The organism is Marinibacterium profundimaris (assembly GCF_002210095.1).
Classification (GTDB): domain Bacteria; phylum Pseudomonadota; class Alphaproteobacteria; order Rhodobacterales; family Rhodobacteraceae; genus Marinibacterium; species Marinibacterium profundimaris.
Genome location: NZ_AQQR01000001.1, coordinates 234,767 through 254,307 on the forward strand (window position 1 = coordinate 234,767; position 19,541 = coordinate 254,307).

Consider the following 19,541-nt stretch of genomic DNA (forward strand, 5'->3'; position numbering starts at 1 on the left):
GCCTTCTTCGCTAATTTTGAGGCAAGGAGGCCATGATGAGCAGCAGCAAGTTCAGCGATGAGTTCAAGCGGGACGCGGTCGCGCAGATCACCGAGCGGGGCTACCCGGTCAGGGAAGTGTCGGAGCGTTTGGGGGTCAGCGCGTATTCGCTCTACGCCTGGAAGAAGAAGTTCGCGACTGGGTGTCGACTACCGTCAGGATGCGGAGCTTCTTGCCCATGGCGAGCTGGTCGCGGACGAAATCCATTGCCCAGACTTCGTTCGGACCCACCGCCTCCTGGCCATCTTCCCGAAGCTTTGCCTTCACCCCGCGCTTCGGGTGCTTGTTGCGCAACTGATGACCTAACTCGTTGTAGATCCTACGGGTCTTCTTCACGTTGATCACCCATCCTTCCCGTCGCAGCAGGACATGCACGCGGCGATAGCCATGGGACGCGTTGATCGTCAGCTATTACCGCAGCCCCCACTTTAGGAAAACTGTCCTCGGGGACGCGGGCCAATTATCGGCGCCACTGCGAGGCAATCCATAAAAAGAACGTCAGAAAGGATATGCGCGGGTTTCGCCGCAAGCACGCGATCGCCGCGCGGGATGCGCTTGCAGACACGTGGTCGAAAGCGAATGAGCGCGTGGCCGTGTTGTCGGTCCTGTGGCGCCATGGAGTCGATCTGGAATGGATCGATCTGAACCCTGTGATGGATATCGAGAAGCTGACCGGCGGCGATTACGAACCATGGCCGGAGGCGAAGCTGCAAGCATTTGAGAACGCCGCCGAGGGCATTGCTCGAACGGCGTTCAAACTGGGCATAGGGACCGGTGAGCGGACCGGGGATTGCTGCGCTATGGCATGGGACGATTTCGACGGGGAATACATCTGCGTTGTGCAGGAAAAGACCGGCGCCCGCGTCTGGATCTACTGCCCGGCCAGACTGCGTTCATACCTCGCCGCATTGCCCCGCGCGGGCCGCTATATACTCTCCAGGAACCTCACGCAGCCTTTGGGCAAGCGCGCTGTTCAACGGGCCGTGGCAAAAGTCAGGGAGGTCATCGGGGTAAAGGATGGGATGGACAGGCTGGTGCCGCATGGCTGGCGCTACACTGCCGCTGTTCAGCTTGCCGAGGCGGGATGCAGCGATGCCGAGATCCAATCCGTCACGGGACACAAGACGCTAGCGATGGTTGCGAAGTATCGGGCGCGAGCGAACCAGAAGGCTGCATCTAAGAGGGCCCAGCAGCGCCGGGAACGAAACAAGGACGGAACGTGAAACTGCGAAAAAAGTGCGAAACCTGCCGGCGCCAGCCGAAGGTGGCGCGGCGCATCTGTGCAAAAATGGAAGTGGTTTCAACATGGTGCGGGTGAAGGGACTTGAACCCCCACGCCTTGCGGCGCCAGAACCTAAATCTGGTGCGTCTACCAATTCCGCCACACCCGCACAGCGGCCCGAACGCGGGACGCCGGGGGTGATTACCAAGGCTCGGCGAGGGATGCGAGGGAAAATCGGCACAGACCCCGGCGAAGCACGGCCGATCTTTGGAAAGTGCAGGACTTTGACCGGCGCTTGTCCTAGTGTCGAAAGGACAAATCGGCAGTGGACGAGGCCAGAGATGTATCCCGACCGGATCGGGCCGACGGAGGGCGGTGCGCCGCTTTCGAGCCCACCAGATCTGACCTATCCGCTTGCCGCCGGCGCGCCGAGGCTCATGGCGGGGACCGGGGTGTGGACCCTGGACGGGGTGATGCCGGTGGAATACCTCTGCGCCGGCGACCGGATCGTGACGCGCGGCCGTGGCTACCTGCGCCTGCGCGCGACCGGGATCGTGTCGGCCGTGATACCTCTGGTCCGCGTGCCGGCCCATGCGCTGGGGCCGCAGCGCCCCGACCGTGACGTGATCCTGCCTGCCGACCAGGCGCTGCACCTGCGCGGAAGCCTGGCGCGCTCTCTATTCGGAACCGCAACGGCAACGGTTCCCGCCCGCGCGCTGGTGGCGACCGGGCGGGCCGAATTGCGAGGCATGCGGCCGGTCTCGGTCATCCGGCTGGACCTGGGCACGCCCGACATCCTCTATGCCGCGGGGCTGGAGATCGCCGGCCTGCCCGAGCCGGCCTAGAGCCCCAGATCGCGGAAGACACCCGGCAGCGCCTCGGGCAGATCCTCGGCGATCAGGCCGGGACCGAAGCGGCGCGCCGCCGCGGCATGGAGCCAGGCGCCCGACCACGCCGCGTCCTCGGGGGCGAAGCCGCGCGCCAGAAGACCGGCGATCAGGCCCGAAAGCACGTCCCCTGCCCCCGCCGTGGCCAGCCAGGGCGCGGCACTGGCGTAGCTTGCGGCATGAAGCCAGCAGCGCCCGTCCGGCGCGGCGATCACCGTGTCCGGCCCCTTGAACAGGACAACACAGCCCGCGCGGGCCGCGGCGGCGCGGGTGGCATCGGCCCTGGACCAGGCCGGCCCCTGGACCGGCGTGTCCGACAGGGGCGCGGCGAGATCGGGAAAGAGCCGCGCGAATTCGCCGCCATGCGGGGTCAGGACGCAGTCCGGATGAAGCATGGAGAACAGCGTTTCGGGCGCCTCGGCAAAGGCCGTCAGCGCATCGGCATCCAGCACCGTGGGCCGGCGCGCCGTCTCGGCCAGAGCCGCCGGCACCAGGTCGCGCGCCCGGTCCAGCCCCAGCCCGGGGCCAAGGCAGAGCGCGTTCAGCCGGCGATCCTTCAGCACCGTATCGAGCGCCACGCCGTCATCGATCCGGCGCAGCATCAGCGCGGTGATCTGGGTGGCGATCTCCATCTGCGCCGATCCCGGCGCGCCCAGCGTCACCAGCCCGGCCCCGACGCGCAGCGCCGCCCTCGCCGCCAGCCGGGCCGCCCCGCTGCGTCCGGCTCCGCCCGACAGCACCAGAGCATGGCCATGGCCGAACTTGTGCGCGCCGCCCTTGGCCAGCCGCGCCGCCTCCGGAGCGTCGATCAGAGTGATGCTCATAGCCCGATCCCCCGGATGTCGATGGCGCCACAGGCCGCCGGCCCGGACGACAGGAAATGACCGCATTTCGCCGCGTGGAAAGTGACCGTCAGGTCCGCGTGAAAGACATCCCCCGGCAGATCAATGTCCGGCGGCGCCCCGAGGTAACGCCCGGAATCCGCACAAAGACCCGACGGGATATCCACCGCGACCACGCGCGCCCCCTTCGCGCGCCAGGTCTCCATCTGCCCCACCAGCGCCGCCATGCCGTCGACGGGCCGCGTCAGCCCGGTGCCGAACAGCGCATCGAAGATCAGATCGGGGCACTCGGCCAGCCCAGGCGCCTGGTCCAGTGGCAGGACCGGCCCGATCGCGGCCCAGCGGGCGTGGTTTGTCTTTGCATCGGGCGGCAACCGCCCGGGATCGCCCATTGCATGAACCTGCACGCGCCAGCCCCGCGCCTCGAGCAGGCGCGCCACCACGTAGCCGTCGCCGCCGTTGTTTCCCGGCCCGCAAAGCACCAGCGCCATCCGCCCCGGACGGCCCTCGCCCGGCGGCGCCTCCAACGCGGACCAGCGGGCCAGCGCCGCCTCGACCACGCCGCGCCCGGCCCGTTCCATCAGCTCCAGCCCCGTCACCGCACCGCTGGTGATGGCTCTCTGCTCGGTCTCGCGCATTTCCGCTGCTGTCAGAAGCGTGTTCATTTTCCTCTCGATTTTATTCTGCCCATATTTTAAGCCATCCGCCCAGATTAAGGGCGGCAGCTGAGGAATCTCCGGGCACCTCCCGGCACCCCGACCTTAGTCGATTGTGGCCGCGTACAAGAAATGTTCTGCCGACCTCTACATGGTTGCGAGGAGACCCCCATGAAGAAAATCGAAGCGATCATCAAACCCTTCAAGCTCGACGAGGTGAAGGAGGCCCTTCAGGACGTCGGTGTGCAGGGGCTCAGCGTGATCGAGGTGAAGGGCTTTGGTCGGCAAAAAGGCCATACCGAACTCTACCGCGGCGCTGAATACGTGGTCGACTTCCTGCCGAAGGTGAAGATCGAGGTCGTGCTTGACGACGAGCTCGTCGACCCCGCGATCGAAGCCATCATCGGCGCTGCCAAGACCGACAAGATCGGCGACGGCAAGATTTTCGTCACGGCTGTCGAACAGACCGTGCGCATCCGGACCGGCGAGACCGGATCGGACGCGCTCTGACGAGCCCGGGCCAGCACTGACCAGCCCTGAATTTGCACGACATTCCAAACGAGAGGAACACAGGGAATGAGCAAGGACGCAGTTCTTAAGACGATCGCGGACGAGGACGTCGCCTATGTCGACATCCGGTTCACCGATCCGCGTGGCAAGCTGCAGCACGTGACGGTGATGGCCGACCAGGTGGACGAGGATTTCCTCGACGAGGGCTTCATGTTCGACGGCTCCTCCATCGCGGGCTGGAAATCGATCGAAGCCTCCGACATGAAGCTGATGCCCGACACGGAATCGGCCTATATCGACCCGTTCTATGCCGAGAAGACCCTGTGCATCCATTGCTCTGTCGTGGAACCCGACACCGGCGAACCCTACGAGCGTGACCCGCGCGGCACCGCCGAGAAGGCCGAGAAGTACCTGATCGAAAGCGGCATCGGCGACAGCGCCTTCATGGGCCCCGAAGCCGAATTCTTCCTGTTCGACGACGTCCGCTACTCGGTCGGGATGAACAAGGTCTCCTTCGAGGTCGACGCGACGGACGCGGCATGGAACTCGGACACCGAGTTCGAAACCGGCAACATGGGCCATCGCCCCGGCATCAAGGGCGGCTACTTCCCGGTCAACCCGACCGACGAAGCGCAGGACCTGCGTTCGGAAATGCTGTCGACGATGAAGCGCCTGGGCATGAAGGTCGACAAGCACCACCACGAAGTGGCGTCCTGCCAGCACGAGCTGGGCCTGATCTTCGGCACGGTCACCAAGCAGGCCGACGAGCTTCAGAAGTACAAGTACGTCATCCACAACGTTGCCCATGCCTATGGCAAGTCGGCCACCTTCATGCCGAAGCCGATCGCCGGCGACAACGGCACCGGCATGCACGTGAACATGTCGATCTGGAAGGACGGCAAGCCGCTCTTTGCAGGTGACAAGTACGCGGATCTCTCGGACGAGGCCCTGTGGTTCATCGGCGGCATCCTGAAGCACGCCAAGGCCCTGAACGCCTTTACGAACCCCTCGACCAACTCCTACAAGCGCCTGATCCCGGGCTTCGAAGCCCCCGTTCTGCGCGCCTATTCGGCCCGCAACCGGTCGGGCTGCATCCGGATCCCGTGGGCGGAATCGCCGAAGGCCAAGCGCGTCGAGGCCCGTTTCCCCGATCCGTCGGCAAACCCCTACCTGTGCTTCTCGGCGCTCCTGATGGCCGGCCTCGACGGCATCAAGAACAAGATCGATCCGGGCGAAGCCATGGACAAGAACCTGTACGACCTTCCCCCGGAAGAGCTGGCAGGTATCCCCACGGTCTGCGGTTCGCTGCGTGAGGCGCTCGAAGAGCTGGAAGCCGACATGGACTTCCTGCTGGCCGGCGACGTCTTCACCAAGGACCAGATCGAAGGCTACATCGAGCTCAAGATGGAAGAGATCGAAGCCTACGAGCACACGCCGCACCCGGTGGAATACAAGCTTTACTACAGCTGCTGATCCCCGTCGGGGATCACGGGAAGGGCGCCTTTCGGGGCGCCCTTTCGCGTTGCGGGGGCCCTTTCCATGCGGCCCCCGTTCCTTTGGACTTGCGCGGCGCATGGCCTTCGGCTACGTCGCTCGCCTTCTTCCTTCTGACCAGTGAAAGGAGCGGACCATGACAGGCCCCGCGACCTTGGGTATCGACTTCGGCACCTCGAACTCCGCCGCCGGCATCGCCGTCGACGGCCGGCCCCTCCTGATCGAACTGGAGCCCGGCGAACAGACCCTGCCCACCGCCGTTTTCTTCGAAGAGGACGGCACCGGCATGGACATCGGCCGCCGTGCGACCCAGGCACTGATCGAGGGCGACGAAGGCCGCTTCATGCGCTCGCTGAAATCCGTGCTGGGCACCGCGCTGATGCACGAGGAACGCCGCATCCAGGGCCGGCGGATGACCTTCGTGCATATCATCGCAGGCTTCCTGGCCGAGCTGAAGACCCGGGCCGAGGTGGCCACGGGGCAGGAATACACCCGCGCACTGTCGGGGCGGCCGGTGCGCTTTCATACCGGCGATGACGCGCGCAACGCCCGGGCCGAGGAGGATCTGCGCGCCTGCTACCTGGCCGCGGGGTTCGACGAGGTGCGGTTCATGTACGAACCCGAGGCCGCGCTGCGCGCGACGCCGCCCGCGCCCGGCACGGGCCTGATCGTCGATATCGGCGGCGGCACCTCGGATTTCACCGCCTTCGAACAGGGCGCCAGCGGCGATGCCATGATCCTGGCCAGCCACGGCGTGCGCATCGGCGGCACCGATTTCGACCGCCGGATCTCGATCGACCATGTCATGCCAGAACTTGGCCGCGGCAGCGCGATCCGCAACACCATGGGCAACGAGACCCTGCCCGCCCCCGCGCGGATCTTCAACGACCTGGCCACCTGGGCGATGATCCCCTTTCTTTACACCGCAGACACCCGGCGCATGGCCCGTGAGCTGGCCCATCAGGCGGTCGAACCGCAGAAGCTGAAGCGGCTGGTCACGGTTCTGGAGGAAGAGCTGGGCCATGATCTTGCCTTTGCGGTCGAGCGCGGGAAGATCGCCGTGAATGCCGGAGAGTCCACGCGGATCCTGCTGGACATGGTGGAACGCGGCCTGTCGGTGCCGCTGAGCCCCGAGGCGATGCAGAACGACCTGTCCGAGGCGATGCGCGGCATCGCGGAGGCCGCGGCCGAGACGCTGCGGCTGGCCCAGATAGCACCGGGGGCGGTGGACCGGATCGTGCTGGTGGGTGGCTCGTCGCTGATGCATGCGGTGCAGGACGCGGTCGCGCAGGTCTGCCCGAACGCCCGCGTGGACAGCGGCAAGGCGCTGACCGGCGTGGCCGACGGGCTGGCGCTTTCGGCGGATATCGCATTCGCCTGAATAGGGCCGAAGGGACTTTCGGGGCGTCCACGGGGCTGTGAACATGCGCTTGCGGTGCCTAGGCGACGATTGTTCTAGGTTAACTGCGGTCGTCAGTAACTTGATTTTAAGTATATTTCATGCAGATGCCCGACGCCGGACCGGGCCCGCAGTCTTGACGACCTCGTCGGCCCGCACAAATTTCGCTTGGGCGGTCCGGTGACCCTGCGATACCGTCGCTTCAAGGACAATTCGTCAAGGATATGGTCATGCGTTTCATTGTTTCCGCCCTTATTGTCAGCCTCTCCGGTCTTTTCGCCGGTGGCGCCATGGCCCAGAGCTGTGGCAACACCAGCGCCGGGTTCAACGCTTGGAAGACCGATTTCGCCCGCGTGGCCCAGGCCAACGGTGTCCGACAACCCGGGCTCAACGCCCTGGCGCAATCGCAATATGCCTCGCGCACCATCTCGGCCGACCGCAACCAGAAAAGCTTCCGCTACTCGCTTGAGAAGTTCATGGAGATCCGCGGCGCCAACGTGATCGCCAGCCAGGGGCGCCAGCGCAAGGCCGCAAACCCGCAATTCTACGCCTCGCTCGAACGGATCTACGGCGTGCCGGCAGGCGTTCTGATCACGATCCACGGGATGGAAACCGGCTTTGGCCGCTTCATGGGCGACAGTCAGGTCGTCTCGGCCATCGTGACGCTGGCCTATGATTGCCGCCGCTCCGAATTTTTCATCCCCCATGCCATCGGCGCGCTGAAGCTGGTCGACATGGGCTCGATCTCTCAGCAAACTCTGGGCGCCCGGCACGGAGAGCTGGGGCACACCCAGTTCCTGCCCGGCAATGCGCTGACCTATGGCGTGGACGGCAACGGCGACGGCAAGGTGGATTTCTACAATCTCAGCGATGCCATGGCCTCGACCGCGAATTACCTGCGGCAGAAGGGCTGGCAGCCGGGCCAGGGCTATCAGCAGGGGCAGCCCAACTACCGCGTGCTGCAGGAATGGAACGCGGCCACCGTCTATCAGCAGACCATCGCCATCGTCGCCGCGCAGATCGACGGCTGACGCGATCCGCCAGCCGGGCCCGGGGCTCTAGCCCGTCGTGGGGCCCCCGGCCTATTCCAGCGCGTCCGTCGCCAGCACGTAGGTGTGGATCGTGAAGGCCACGGCGCGGGTCCGTGGCAAGCGGACAAGGCTCTGCCGCTCTGAACGCAGGTAGGGAAACGGCCCCTTGCGCCGGTGATCCCGCTTGGCGGATTCGCTCAGAGGCTGGAACAGCGTGGGATCGGCATAATTCAGCACGTTGAACCGCCAAAGCGGCCGCCCCGGCTGGATCCCGTCGAACAACCGCTGCACCCGCCGCGCGATGCCGTCGTCGTAGGACGCGACCGGCACGTGGATGCGGACGAGCGGCCGCATGAACTTCTCCGACAGCGTCCAGCTGGCCGGAAAGCACAGCACTCCGGCGGTCAGCACATGCTCCGCCTCGGCCTCGCCCCGTTCGAGTATGCAGAAATCCTCTTGCACCAGCCGGCCCAGCGTCCCCATCGGATCGCCGCGGTCGATCGCCACGGTGACGCCATCGGCCCGGGTCACGACTTCGCCGGCCCCGGGAAACTGGTCGTCCAGCACCATGTCCAGCAGCTCTTTGGCCGCCGGGCGGGCGCGTTCGTCCATCAGGCAGACCTTGTCGCGGTGGTCGCGCAAAAGCCTGTCGCGCTCGGCCATCTGGCCGGCATGGGCCTCGTCCCGGATCAGCCAGGGCGCGTCGCCCAGTGGCTTGATCCCCGGAAGCGGGGGCCGCGCGCGGTGATCATAGGGCAAGGAGGTCTGAAGAACGGCTGTCATGCAGGTGTTCTAGGCGCACCGGCCAAGGCCCGCAATCGCGACCCGACGCGCCTTGGCCCCGGCGCGTCGCAAGGTCGCGAGGGTGCCTGTTTACAGGACGGTCACGCCGCGCCCATCCTTGGGACGCAGGCGCACATTCCCTGCGCAGGTCAGCCCTTACGGCCGCACTCCAGACTGCATACAAAGGTATACATTACGTTCTGGTCATGCTTCATGCGGTAAACCACGCAAGAGCATCGATTCCCCCAAGCCCAAAGGGACCAGGCCAATGACCAAGATCAAGGTGGACAACCCCGTCGTCGAGATGGACGGGGACGAGATGACGCGCATCATCTGGCAATTCATCAAGGACAAGCTGATCCTGCCCTATCTCGACCTCGACCTGCTGTATTACGATCTGGGCATCGAGGAACGCGACCGGACCGAAGACCAGATCACCATCGACGCGGCAGAGAAGATCAAGGAGGTCGGTGTCGGCGTGAAATGCGCCACGATCACCCCGGACGAGGCGCGGGTCGAGGAATTCGGCCTGAAGCAGATGTGGCGCAGCCCCAACGGCACGATCCGCAACATTCTGGGCGGCGTCGTCTTCCGCCAGCCGATCATCTGCAAGAACGTGCCGCGGCTGGTGCCCGGCTGGACCTCGCCCATCGTGGTCGGCCGGCATGCCTTTGGCGATCAGTACAAGGCCACCGATTTCCACTTTCCCGGCAAGGGCCGGCTGACGATGAAATACGAAGGCGAAGATGGCCAGGTGATCGAAAAGGTCGTCTTCGACGCGCCGTCTGCCGGGGTCTATCAGGCGATGTACAACCTTGACGACAGCATCATGGATTTCGCCCGCGCCTCGCTGAACTACGGGCTGTCGCTGGGCTGGCCGGTGTATCTGTCGACCAAGAACACGATCCTCAAGGCCTATGACGGCCGGTTCAAGGACCTGTTCCAGAAGGTCTACGAGGAGGAATTCGCCGAGAAGTTCAAGGATGCCGGGATCTGGTACGAACACCGGCTGATCGACGACATGGTCGCCTGTGCCCTGAAATGGAACGGGAAATTCGTCTGGGCCTGCAAGAACTACGATGGCGACGTACAGTCGGATACCGTGGCGCAGGGCTTTGGCTCGCTGGGGCTGATGACCTCGCAGCTGATGACGCCGGACGGAAAGATCGTCGAGGCCGAGGCCGCGCATGGCACCGTCACGCGGCATTACCGGCAGCACCAGGAAGGCAAGTCGACCTCCACCAATTCCATCGCCTCGATCTACGCCTGGACCGGCGCGCTGAAGCATCGCGCCAAGCTGGACGAGAACATCGCGCTGATGTCCTTCGCCAAGACGCTGGAAAACACCGTGGTGCAGACCGTCGAGGACGGGTTTATGACCAAGGACCTCGCGCTGCTGGTCGGTCCCGACCAGGGCTGGCTGACCACGATGGGCTTCCTGGAAAAGGTCGACGAGAACCTCAACCGCGCGCTGGCGGGCTAAGTCGGGCACCCGGTCCCGGCAGGCCCCCCTGTCGGGACACCAAAGCGCCGCGTCACGGCGACGGGGACTTGACAGGTCAGCAAAGCTGTCCCAATTTCTGCGCATGCAAACGGAACATTCTGAACCTGTCGATCATACGCTGCTGGACGATGTCCAGGGCCTGGGCATCGGGCTGTTTCTCAGCTCTCTCGGGATCCAGTTTCTCACCACCGCCGGGCTGATCACAGGTCAGACGGCGGGGGTGGCCGTGATCCTGTCCTATCTTACGGGGTTCAGCTTCGGCACGGTGTTCTTCGCGATCAACCTTCCGTTCTACTTCTTCGCCTGGAAACGTCTGGGCCTGGAATTCACTTTGAAATCATTGATTTCCGTGACGCTCTTGTCGGTTCTGACAGACCTCATGCCGCTTGGGCTGACGTTCGAGAAACTCGATCCGCTGCTGGCGGCGGTGGCCTTCGGGACGACCGTGGGCATCGGGCTGCTGGCGATGTTCCGGCACAATGGCTCGCTTGGCGGGCTGGGGGTCGTTGCGCTTTACGTGCAGGACAGCACCGGGTTCAAGGCGGGTTATGTTCAGCTGATCGTCGATGCGGTGATCTTCGCGGTCGCAGCACTGTTGTTTCCGCTGGAAGCGGTGGCCTGGTCGCTGCTGGGCGCCGTGGTGCTGAACCTGGTGATCACCTTCAACCACCGGCGCGACCGGTACATCGCGACATAAGAACCCGCCAAAGGTGAATATCGCCCTGCAAGTGACTGGATTGAATAAAAAAGGGCGCGCGGTCAGGTTCCACGCGCCCAGTCCGTGAGTGCCTTCGGGTCAGTATCGACGAGACATGACAGCCCTGCCCCCGTCCTTCTGGGGAATGACGGCCAGCCTGGCTCCGGCTTCCGCCCCCGCTTGCAAAAAAGCCGTAGAGAACGGTCACCGATGACACCATGCCTCGTCTTGGGTCCGGATCGCACGATACCTGACCCGTGGTCTTGTGATTGGCAGACAGTTTCTTGCCTTTTGCTGCCATGCGGGGGCATGAGGGCAGCACATCACCGTGAACAAGGCCCGGTTCCATGCACTACATCTTCCTCGTTATCGCAGTCGTCTGCGAAACCATCGGCACCTCGGCCCTGCAGGCCAGCCAACAGTTCACGCGGCTCGTCCCGTCCCTCCTGGTGGTCGTGGGTTATGCCGGGGCGTTCTATTTCATGTCGCTGACATTGCGGACCATGCCCGTGGGGATCGTCTATGCCATATGGTCCGGGCTGGGGATCGTTCTGATCGCGGTCATCGGATGGGTGATATTTGGTCAGAAGCTGGACCTTCCGGCCGTGCTTGGCCTGGCTCTGATCCTGGCCGGTATCGGCGTGATCCACCTTTTTTCCGATAGCTCGACGCACTGACCCGCCGATGACAACCCCCTGATCCGGAACGGGATCCGCGCGAAAGCCGGCCCGTCCCGACCCGCGAAGATGACCCTGCAGAAGGCCGATCCCGGCAGATTGGTCGGAACCATGTCGCAGGACAAGACGTTGCCCAGATGATCGCGGCCCACGTCCGCGCAACCTAGCAATCTGGGGAGAATTCCAATGCATTCAATCATCTATCTGGTTGGCCTCGTCGTCGTCGTGCTCGCCGTCCTGTCGCTTATCGGCCTCGCCTGAGCGCATCGGAGCACATTTCATGACTGATATCAGCACCAACCACATGGCCGCCGAGACCGCGCCAGCGCGCACGCTCCCCGGCTCATACGTGGACTGGCCAGCCATCATCGCCGGCGCCGTCGTCGCCGCGGCGATCGCCTTCGTCTTCGCCGGTTTCGGCGCGGCACTCGGGCTGAGCACCGCCTCGCCCTATCCCAACGAAGGCTGGGGCATCGCCGGCATGGTGATCACCGGCCTCTGGCTCGTTCTTACGCTTATCGCCAGTTACGGCGCCGGTGGTTATGTCGCCGGACGCATGCGCCGCCGCATGGACGGCGCCTCGGGCGACGAAGTGAAGGCCCGTGACGGGCTGCACGGTCTCATCGTCTGGGCACTCGGTGCTCTTCTGGGCGCCGTTCTGATCGGTTCCGTCATCTCGGGCACCGCTCGGCTCGCCGGCAATGTCGCCAGTGGCGCCGCGCAGGCCGTGGGCACCGCCGCCTCCGCCGCAGCCGACGGCGCAAGCGCCATGGCACAGGGCGACGGCTCGCTGTCGGACTACCTGCCGGAAGGTCTGCAGCAGAACCCGGCCGAATACATCAACTCGCGCCTGCTGCGCGGTGTGCCGGCCCAGGTCCCCGAGACGACTGACGCCGCCGGCGATCCGCTGACCGACGAAACGCGCCAGGTGATCTATGAGGTCATCCGCACCGGCGAGATCAATCCCGACGACCGCGAGTATCTTGTCGCCGAGATCGCCGACCGCACCACGCTGAGCCAGGACGAGGTCAACACCCGCATCGACGAGGCCGTTGCAGCCGCACAGGAGATGCGGGCCGAGGCGCAGGCCGCCCTGGACGAGGCCGAGGAAACCGCGCGCGAAGCGGCCAACACCGCCCGCATCAGTGCTGTTCTGTCCGGCTTCGTGCTGACCGCCGCGATGTTCGTCGCCGCCGCCGCCGCCTTCTTCGGCGCCCGCTCGGGCGGTTCGCATCGCGACGAAGGCCGCTTGTTCGGCGGGTTCTCGCACCACAGCTAAGTCGAAAGGGCGCGCGTTCCGCCGCCCCAAGGCCGATAACCGCACGCGACGTCGGGGTCCCTTTGCCGGGGCCCCGACTTTCTTCTGGCCTTTTCTGCAACTGCGAGGTATCCGCCGGGCAACCCTCGATAAGGCCGTTTTTCATGGATCTCCGCAACATCGCGATTATCGCTCACGTCGACCACGGCAAGACCACGCTGGTGGACGAGCTTCTCAAACAATCCGGCGCGTTCCGCGAAAACCAGGCCGTGGCCGAACGGGCCATGGACAGCAATGACCTGGAACGCGAACGCGGCATCACCATTCTCGCCAAGTGCACGAGCGTCGAATGGAAGGACAAGCGCATCAACATCGTCGACACCCCCGGCCACGCCGATTTCGGTGGCGAGGTGGAACGGATCCTGTCGATGGTCGATGGCGTCGTCCTGCTGGTGGACGCGGCCGAAGGGCCGATGCCGCAGACGAAATTCGTGACCTCGAAGGCGCTTGCCCTTGGCCTTCGCCCGATCGTGGTGCTGAACAAGGTCGACAAGCCTGACGCCGAACCCGACCGCGCGCTGGACGAGGTCTTTGACCTTTTCGCGAACCTGGGCGCCGATGACGACCAGCTTGATTTCCCGGTGCTTTATGCCTCGGGCCGCGCCGGCTGGGCCGTGGCCGACCTGGACGATCCGCACGAGAACCTGGATGCGCTGTTCAGCCTTGTCGTCGATCACGTGCCTGCTCCGAAACAGGTGGCGCAGCGCAATGACCCCTTCCGCATGCTGGCAACCACGCTGGGCGCCGATCCCTTCCTGGGCCGGATCCTGACCGGCCGCGTCGAAAGCGGCACGCTGAAGACCGGCGACACGGTCAAGGCCCTGTCGCGCGACGGCACGCAGATCGAAAGCTTCCGCGCCTCCAAGATCCTTGCCTTCCGCGGCCTGGGCCAGCAGCCAATCGACCAGGCCGAGGCCGGCGACATCGTCTCGCTCGCGGGGATGTCCAAGGCGACCGTGGCCGACAGCATCGTCTCGCCCGAAGTGACCGAGGCCCTGCCCGCCCAGCCGATCGATCCGCCGACCATCACGGTGACCTTCGGCATCAACGATTCGCCCCTGGCGGGCCGTGACGGCAAGAAGGTGCAAAGCCGCGTCATCCGCGACCGCCTGATGAAAGAGGCCGAGCTGAACGTCGCCATCCGCGTGACCGACACGCCCGGCGGCGAGGCCTTCGAGGTCGCCGGCCGCGGTGAACTGCAGATGGGCGTCCTGATCGAGAACATGCGCCGCGAAGGGTTCGAGCTGTCGATCTCGCGCCCGCAGGTCCTGCTGCGCGAAGAGAACGGCCAGAGGCTGGAGCCGATCGAGGAAGTCACCGTCGACGTGGATGACGAATATTCCGGCACGGTGATCGAGAAGCTGACCGGCGTCCGCAAGGGCGAACTGGTCGAGATGCGCCCGGCCGGCGCCGGCAAGACCCGGATCATCGCGCATGTCCCCTCGCGCGGGCTGATCGGCTATCACGGCGAATTCCTGACCGACACCCGCGGCACCGGCGTGCTGAACCGGGTGTTCCACGACTGGGCCCCGCACAAGGGCGCCATCCCGGGCCGCCGCGCGGGCGTTCTGATCTCGATGGAGAACGGCCAGTCGGTGGCCTATGCGCTGTGGAACCTGGAAGAGCGCGGCAAGATGTTCATCGGCGCGCAGGCGGATGTCTACACCGGCATGATCATCGGCGAACATTCCCGCGACAACGATCTGGAAGTGAACCCGCTGAAGGGCAAGAAGCTGACCAACGTGCGCGCCTCGGGCACCGACGACGCGGTACGTCTGACCACCCCGGTGACCATGTCGCTGGAAGAGGCGATCGCCTATATCGACGACGACGAGCTGGTCGAGGTCACGCCGAACGCGGTGCGCCTGCGCAAGCGGTTCCTCGACCCGCACGAGCGCAAGCGGGCGGCCAAGGCAGCAAGCTGAGGCCAACCTCGCAAAGCAGAGAACAGCAGCGTCCCCACGTGGGGCGCTGTTTCCGTTTCAGGCGAATGTGGTGTGGGTTGAAAGCGCTCTGGGGGCTCTGCCCCCGTCCGCCGCTGGCGGACTCCCCCGGAGGTATTTCGGCCAAGAAGAAACAGGGGGCGTGGTGCCCTGCCTCTTCGGTCGGACTTATTCGGTGATTTCAACGACCAGAAGATCGCGTTCCGAGGCACCGCGCGCGTGGTCGAGCGCGGCCTGGTATTCCGGCGAGTTGTAGCACTCCACCGCCGCCTCGACCGAGGGGAAGCGGGCCACCACGTTGCGCGGGCGATCGGTGCCTTCGAGCTGCACGTAGCGGCCGCCGCGGGCAATGAAGGTTCCGCCGTGTTGCGCGATGGCCGGTCCGGCCAGTTCCGCGTATTTGCCGTAGGCCTCCGCGTCGGAGACCGTCACATGAGCAATCCAGAGCGCCGCCATTATCCCTCCAGCACCTTTTCCGCCGCGGCGATGGCCGCCTCGGCATTGTCGGCGCTGGGGCCGCCGCCCTGCGCCATGTCCGGCCGGCCGCCGCCACCCTTGCCGCCCAGCTCCGCCACCGCGGCGCGGACAAGGTCCACGGCCGACAGGCTGCCGGCCAGGTCCGCAGACAGGCCCGCCGCCACTGCGGCCTTGCCACCGGTATCGGCGATCAGCAGCACCGCCGCCTTGTCGCCAAGGCGGGACTTGTGTTCGTCGATCAGCGCCGGAAGATCCTTGCCCGTCACCCCGTTCAGGACCTGGGCGATGAGTTTCACACCGTTGATCTCGCGGGCCTCCGGCGCAGCGGAGCCGCCGCCGGCCATGGCGAGATCGCGCCGCAGCTGCGCGACCTCGTTCGCCAGGCTGCGCCGTTCTTCAAGCAGCGCCTGGACCCGTGCGGGCACATCACCCGGCTGAGTTTTCAGCGCGACGGCCGTGGCGTTCAACTGACGGTCCTGCGTTTCGAAATAGCGAAGAGCGGCCTGTCCGGTCAGCGCCTCGATCCGGCGGACGCCAGCGCTGGAAGCGCTGTCGCCCAGCATCATGAAGAGGCCGATATCGCCGGTCTGGCGCACATGGGTGCCGCCGCACAGTTCGATCGAATAGGTCGCACCATTGCCGCCCTTGCCGCTTTCGGGGTCAAGCCCCATGGATACCACGCGCACCTCGTCGCCGTATTTCTCGCCAAAGAGCGCCTGCGCCCCGATGGAGCGCGCGTCATCCGGCGTCATGATCCGGGTCTCGACGGTGGAATTCTGGCGGATGAAGGCGTTCACCTCTTCCTGGACCTGCTGCATCTCTTCCGCGCTCAGCGCCTTGGCGTGGCTGAAGTCAAACCGCAACCGGTCCGGCGCATTGAGAGAGCCGCGCTGTGCGACGTGATCGCCCAGGGCACGGCGCAGAGCCTCGTGCAGCAGGTGGGTCGCCGAGTGGTTCGCGCGAATCGCGCTGCGGCGATGGTGGTCGACCTCGAGCGCGACCGGATCGCCCTTGCTGAGCGTGCCGCGTTCGACCGTCACCCGGTGGGCCGTGATCTTGCCATCGGCGAATTTGCGCGTGTCCTCGACCGCGGTGACGTCGTCACGGTCATCGATCCGACGGATCAGGCCGGTGTCGCCCACCTGCCCCCCGGATTCGCCGTAGAACGGGCTTTGGTTGGTGACGACCCAGCCGGTTTCACCCTGCTTCAGCGCGGGCACCAGGGCGCCGTCCCCGACAAGTGCCAGCACCTGGGCCTCGGCCGCTTCGGTATCGTAGCCCAGGAAATCGGTCGCGCCGTGGTCATCCAGTATGTCGAACCAGACGGCATTGTCCGCCGCCTCGCCCGAGCCTGACCAGGCCGCGCGCGCCTTGGCCTTCTGATCGGCCATGGCCGCATCGAAGCCCGCGACATCAACCTCGCGCCCCTTTTCGCGCAGGGCATCCTGCGTCAGGTCGAGCGGGAAACCATATGTATCGTAAAGCTTGAACGCCGCTTCGCCCGGCAGCGCGGCGTCTTCGGCCAAGCCGCCAAGTTCGTCGTCGAGCAGCTTCAGCCCGCGATCGAGCGTCTGCTTGAAACGGGTTTCCTCCAGCTTCAGCGTCTCTTCGATCATCGGCTGCGCGCGGCCAAGTTCCGGATAGGCGGCGCCCATCTGATGCACGAGCGCCGGCACCAGCCGGTGCATCAGCGGATCCTTGGCGCCCAGCAGATGCGCGTGGCGCATGGCACGGCGCATGATCCGGCGCAGCACATAGCCGCGCCCGTCGTTCGACGGCATCACGCCATCGGCGATCAGGAAGGAGGTCGAACGCAGGTGGTCGGCGATGACCCGGTGATGCATCTTGCCCGGCCCGTCCGGATCGGCGCTGGTCGCATCGGCGCTGGCCTCGATCAGGGCGCGCATCAGGTCGGTGTCGTAATTGTCGTGCTTGCCCTGCAGCAGCGCGCCGATCCGTTCCAGCCCCATGCCGGTGTCGATCGATTGCATGTCGAGCGGACGCATGGAGCCGTCCTCGAACTGTTCGTTCTGCATGAAGACGACGTTCCAGATCTCGATGAACCGGTCGCCGTCCTCCTCCGGGCTGCCCGGAGGACCGCCCCAGATGTGATCGCCGTGGTCGTAGAAGATCTCGGTGCAGGGGCCGCAGGGGCCCGTGGGACCCATCTGCCAGAAATTGTCCGACGTCGCGATCCGGATGATCCGGTCTTCGGGCACGCCGACCTTCTTCCAGATCTCGAAGGCCTCGTCGTCCGTGTGGTAGACGGTGGTGTAAAGCCGCTTCGGATCGATCCCGAAGTCCTCCGTCACCAGCTCCCAGGCGAAGGGGATTGCGTCGTCCTTGAAATAATCACCGAACGAGAAATTCCCCAGCATTTCAAAGAAGGTATGGTGGCGCGCGGTATAGCCGACATTGTCGAGATCGTTGTGTTTGCCGCCGGCGCGCACGCATTTCTGCGAGGTGGTCGCGCGCTGGTAGTCACGGGTTTCGACGCCCGTGAACAGGTTCTTGAACTGCACCATTCCCGAATTGACGAACATCAGCGTCGGGTCGTTGCGCGGCACAAGCGGGCTGCTCGCGACGATCTCGTGGCCGTTGCGCTGGAAGTAATTCAGGAAGGTGGACCGGATGTCGTTGAGTGAGGCCATGGGTCTGGGTCGCCGCGAAGAAATTGAGGGGCAGAAAGGTCGTCTCGCGACGGTTTATCTGCCCCGTCCCCTCAAGTCCATGGCACTTGGGTCCGATCCTGGCCCAGAGTGAAACCCGATCTGAAATCCGGGGGCATCCGAACGCCCCCGGCGGGTCTCAGGCTTCGAGGATGTCCTCGTCGTCGCCGGGCTTGCCGACATCGAATTCCAGCCCGTGCGATGCGCGGATCTTGTCCTCGATTTCAAGCGCCATGGCCTGGTTTTCGCGCAGGAACTGCTTGGCGTTCTCACGCCCCTGCCCGATGCGTTCATCGCCATAGCTGAACCACGATCCGGATTTCTGCACCACCCCGGCCTTCACGCCCAGGTCGAGAAGCTCGCCCATCTTGGAGATGCCTTCGCCATACATGATGTCGAATTCCACCTCGCGGAACGGCGGTGCGACCTTGTTCTTGACGACCTTCACCCGGGTGGCGTTGCCGACCACCTCGTCGCGGTCCTTGATCGCGCCGATGCGACGGATGTCCAGCCGGACGGAGGAGTAGAACTTCAGCGCGTTGCCGCCCGTCGTCGTCTCGGGCGAGCCGAACATGACGCCGATCTTCATCCGGATCTGGTTGATGAAGATCACCATGCAGCGCGACTTGCTGATCGAGCCGGTCAGCTTGCGCATCGCCTGGCTCATCAGCCGGGCCTGCACACCGACGCTGCTGTCGCCCATGTCGCCTTCAAGCTCGGATTTCGGGGTCAGCGCCGCGACCGAATCGACCACGACCAGGTTGACCGCGCCGGAGCGCACCAGCGTATCGGTGATCTCGAGTGCCTGTTCGCCGGTGTCGGGCTGCGAGATCAGGAGTTCATCCAAGTCCACGCCCAGCTTGCGCGCATATTGCGGGTCCAGCGCGTGTTCGGCGTCGACAAAGGCGCAGACGCCGCCCTTTTTCTGCTGTTCGGCCACGCAATGCAGGGTCAGCGTGGTCTTGCCCGAACTTTCGGGGCCGTAGATCTCGACGATCCGCCCCATCGGCAGGCCGCCGATCCCCAGCGCGATATCGAGCCCCAGCGAACCGGTCGAGCTGGCCTCGATCTCCTGCACGGCACCTTCGTCGCCGAGCTTCATGATCGAGCCCTTGCCGAACTGCCGCTCGATCTGGGCCAGGGCGCTGTCGAGCGCCTTTTGCTTGTCCGCGCTTTTCTTGCCGGTCATCGTGAGAAGGTCCGCCATCCTGTTCGATCCTTGTCTTTCTTGTCACACGCATTGCCGGGCGGCAATCGCTGGTTTGTTCGCCTCTTGTTCTTTATGGGATCAAAGGGGGAACATTTCAATAGAATTCTCCACATCCCACTTTCTCGCAGCAGTGTTAAAGAGTAGTTTACGACCGATCGCTCCCGTGCCCCGGGGCGGAAAGGA

At 64.9% G+C, this 19,541-nt stretch carries 15 protein-coding genes, 1 tRNA gene and 3 pseudogenes; 12 read left to right on the top strand and 7 right to left on the bottom strand.

What is annotated here, in order from left to right; all coding sequences use genetic code 11:
• Positions 1 to 32: 32 nt before the first annotated feature.
• Positions 33 to 173 (top strand): annotated as a pseudogene (locus ATO3_RS01130) (transposase); the annotation flags it as partial.
• Here ATO3_RS01130 and ATO3_RS01135 read toward each other — a convergent pair.
• Positions 172 to 429 (bottom strand): annotated as a pseudogene (locus tag ATO3_RS01135) (IS3 family transposase); the annotation flags it as partial. The pseudogenes ATO3_RS01130 and ATO3_RS01135 sit on opposite strands and share 2 nt — an antisense overlap.
• Positions 430 to 548: 119 nt before the next feature.
• Here ATO3_RS01135 and ATO3_RS01140 point away from each other — a divergent pair.
• Positions 549 to 1,262 (top strand): tyrosine-type recombinase/integrase, encoded by a 714-nt coding sequence (locus ATO3_RS01140; RefSeq protein ID WP_088647958.1) that lies wholly within the window; start codon positions 549 to 551, stop codon positions 1,260 to 1,262.
• A gap of 83 nt (positions 1,263 to 1,345) precedes the next feature.
• Here ATO3_RS01140 and ATO3_RS01145 read toward each other — a convergent pair.
• Positions 1,346 to 1,430, bottom strand: a tRNA-Leu gene (locus tag ATO3_RS01145).
• A gap of 172 nt (positions 1,431 to 1,602) precedes the next feature.
• On the opposite strand from ATO3_RS01145, the gene ATO3_RS01150 reads away from it, so the two are divergent.
• Positions 1,603 to 2,106 carry a Hint domain-containing protein gene (locus tag ATO3_RS01150; RefSeq protein ID WP_158217881.1) on the top strand — a complete coding sequence of 168 codons (504 nt, stop codon included), beginning with the start codon at positions 1,603 to 1,605 and terminating at the stop codon, positions 2,104 to 2,106.
• On the opposite strand, the pseudogene ATO3_RS01155 reads toward ATO3_RS01150, so the two are convergent.
• Positions 2,103 to 3,655 (bottom strand): annotated as a pseudogene (locus ATO3_RS01155) (NAD(P)H-hydrate dehydratase). The gene ATO3_RS01150 and the pseudogene ATO3_RS01155 overlap by 4 nt on opposite strands.
• A 162-nt stretch (positions 3,656 to 3,817) precedes the next feature.
• Here ATO3_RS01155 and ATO3_RS01160 point away from each other — a divergent pair.
• The 4 genes from ATO3_RS01160 (at position 3,818) to ATO3_RS01175 (ending at position 8,080) form a co-directional block, all read left to right on the top strand.
• Entirely contained in the window at positions 3,818 to 4,156 is a 339-nt protein-coding gene (locus tag ATO3_RS01160) for a P-II family nitrogen regulator (protein ID WP_088647960.1), read from the top strand.
• 66 nt (positions 4,157 to 4,222) lie between these two features.
• Positions 4,223 to 5,629 (top strand): type I glutamate--ammonia ligase, encoded by a 1,407-nt coding sequence (gene glnA / locus ATO3_RS01165; RefSeq protein ID WP_088647961.1) that lies wholly within the window; start codon positions 4,223 to 4,225, stop codon positions 5,627 to 5,629.
• Between the two features lie 157 nt (positions 5,630 to 5,786).
• Positions 5,787 to 7,031: an Hsp70 family protein gene (locus tag ATO3_RS01170; protein ID WP_088647962.1), complete on the top strand. Its 1,245-nt coding sequence runs from the start codon at positions 5,787 to 5,789 to the stop codon at positions 7,029 to 7,031.
• Positions 7,032 to 7,279: 248 nt separating this feature from the next.
• Positions 7,280 to 8,080 (top strand): lytic murein transglycosylase, encoded by an 801-nt coding sequence (locus ATO3_RS01175; RefSeq protein WP_088647963.1) that lies wholly within the window; start codon positions 7,280 to 7,282, stop codon positions 8,078 to 8,080.
• 51 nt (positions 8,081 to 8,131) lie between these two features.
• Here the strand turns inward: ATO3_RS01175 and ATO3_RS01180 are convergent, their stop codons facing one another.
• Positions 8,132 to 8,863 carry a heme-dependent oxidative N-demethylase family protein gene (locus tag ATO3_RS01180; RefSeq protein ID WP_088647964.1) on the bottom strand — a complete coding sequence of 244 codons (732 nt, stop codon included), beginning with the start codon at positions 8,861 to 8,863 and terminating at the stop codon, positions 8,132 to 8,134.
• Between the two features lie 268 nt (positions 8,864 to 9,131).
• Here ATO3_RS01180 and ATO3_RS01185 point away from each other — a divergent pair, with 268 nt between their 5' ends.
• The 5 genes from ATO3_RS01185 (at position 9,132) to typA (ending at position 14,984) form a co-directional block, all read left to right on the top strand.
• On the top strand, positions 9,132 to 10,346 hold the full coding sequence (locus tag ATO3_RS01185) for an NADP-dependent isocitrate dehydrogenase (protein ID WP_088647965.1): 1,215 nt from the start codon (positions 9,132 to 9,134) through the stop codon (positions 10,344 to 10,346).
• A gap of 103 nt (positions 10,347 to 10,449) precedes the next feature.
• Positions 10,450 to 11,064, top strand: coding sequence for a YitT family protein (locus ATO3_RS01190; protein ID WP_088647966.1), 615 nt, complete (start codon positions 10,450 to 10,452; stop codon positions 11,062 to 11,064).
• Positions 11,065 to 11,411: 347 nt separating this feature from the next.
• Positions 11,412 to 11,741 (top strand): DMT family transporter, encoded by a 330-nt coding sequence (locus ATO3_RS01195; RefSeq protein ID WP_088647967.1) that lies wholly within the window; start codon positions 11,412 to 11,414, stop codon positions 11,739 to 11,741.
• A 280-nt stretch (positions 11,742 to 12,021) separates the two neighbouring features.
• On the top strand, positions 12,022 to 13,020 hold the full coding sequence (locus ATO3_RS01200; RefSeq protein ID WP_233151990.1) for a hypothetical protein: 999 nt from the start codon (positions 12,022 to 12,024) through the stop codon (positions 13,018 to 13,020).
• 143 nt (positions 13,021 to 13,163) lie between these two features.
• Positions 13,164 to 14,984, top strand: a complete 1,821-nt coding sequence (typA, locus tag ATO3_RS01205; protein WP_088647969.1) for a translational GTPase TypA — start codon at positions 13,164 to 13,166, stop codon at positions 14,982 to 14,984.
• Between the two features lie 186 nt (positions 14,985 to 15,170).
• On the opposite strand, the gene ATO3_RS01210 is transcribed toward typA, so the two are convergent.
• The 3 genes from ATO3_RS01210 to recA form a co-directional block, all read right to left on the bottom strand.
• Entirely contained in the window at positions 15,171 to 15,458 is a 288-nt protein-coding gene (locus ATO3_RS01210; protein WP_088647970.1) for a DUF1330 domain-containing protein, read from the bottom strand.
• Complete coding sequence (gene alaS / locus ATO3_RS01215; protein ID WP_088647971.1) at positions 15,458 to 18,130, bottom strand: alanine--tRNA ligase; 2,673 nt, start codon at positions 18,128 to 18,130, stop codon at positions 15,458 to 15,460. The genes ATO3_RS01210 and alaS overlap by 1 nt, the downstream gene beginning before the upstream one ends.
• A 157-nt stretch (positions 18,131 to 18,287) precedes the next feature.
• A complete protein-coding gene (gene recA / locus ATO3_RS01220; protein WP_088647972.1) occupies positions 18,288 to 19,355 on the bottom strand; it encodes a recombinase RecA in 1,068 nt (355 codons plus the stop codon).
• Positions 19,356 to 19,541 lie beyond the last annotated feature (186 nt).

Coding starts and splice junctions, on each gene's coding strand:
- alaS (WP_088647971.1), bottom strand. CDS start 18,130: ATGGCCTCACTCAACGACATCCGGTCCACCTTCCTGAATTACTTCCAG.
- ATO3_RS01170 (WP_088647962.1), top strand. CDS start 5,787: ATGACAGGCCCCGCGACCTTGGGTATCGACTTCGGCACCTCGAACTCC.
- ATO3_RS01195 (WP_088647967.1), top strand. CDS start 11,412: ATGCACTACATCTTCCTCGTTATCGCAGTCGTCTGCGAAACCATCGGC.
- ATO3_RS01140 (WP_088647958.1), top strand. CDS start 549: ATGCGCGGGTTTCGCCGCAAGCACGCGATCGCCGCGCGGGATGCGCTT.
- ATO3_RS01210 (WP_088647970.1), bottom strand. CDS start 15,458: ATGGCGGCGCTCTGGATTGCTCATGTGACGGTCTCCGACGCGGAGGCC.
- ATO3_RS01185 (WP_088647965.1), top strand. CDS start 9,132: ATGACCAAGATCAAGGTGGACAACCCCGTCGTCGAGATGGACGGGGAC.
- ATO3_RS01175 (WP_088647963.1), top strand. CDS start 7,280: ATGCGTTTCATTGTTTCCGCCCTTATTGTCAGCCTCTCCGGTCTTTTC.
- recA (WP_088647972.1), bottom strand. CDS start 19,355: ATGGCGGACCTTCTCACGATGACCGGCAAGAAAAGCGCGGACAAGCAA.
- ATO3_RS01150 (WP_158217881.1), top strand. CDS start 1,603: ATGTATCCCGACCGGATCGGGCCGACGGAGGGCGGTGCGCCGCTTTCG.
- ATO3_RS01200 (WP_233151990.1), top strand. CDS start 12,022: ATGACTGATATCAGCACCAACCACATGGCCGCCGAGACCGCGCCAGCG.
- ATO3_RS01160 (WP_088647960.1), top strand. CDS start 3,818: ATGAAGAAAATCGAAGCGATCATCAAACCCTTCAAGCTCGACGAGGTG.
- glnA (WP_088647961.1), top strand. CDS start 4,223: ATGAGCAAGGACGCAGTTCTTAAGACGATCGCGGACGAGGACGTCGCC.
- typA (WP_088647969.1), top strand. CDS start 13,164: ATGGATCTCCGCAACATCGCGATTATCGCTCACGTCGACCACGGCAAG.
- ATO3_RS01180 (WP_088647964.1), bottom strand. CDS start 8,863: ATGACAGCCGTTCTTCAGACCTCCTTGCCCTATGATCACCGCGCGCGG.
- ATO3_RS01190 (WP_088647966.1), top strand. CDS start 10,450: ATGCAAACGGAACATTCTGAACCTGTCGATCATACGCTGCTGGACGAT.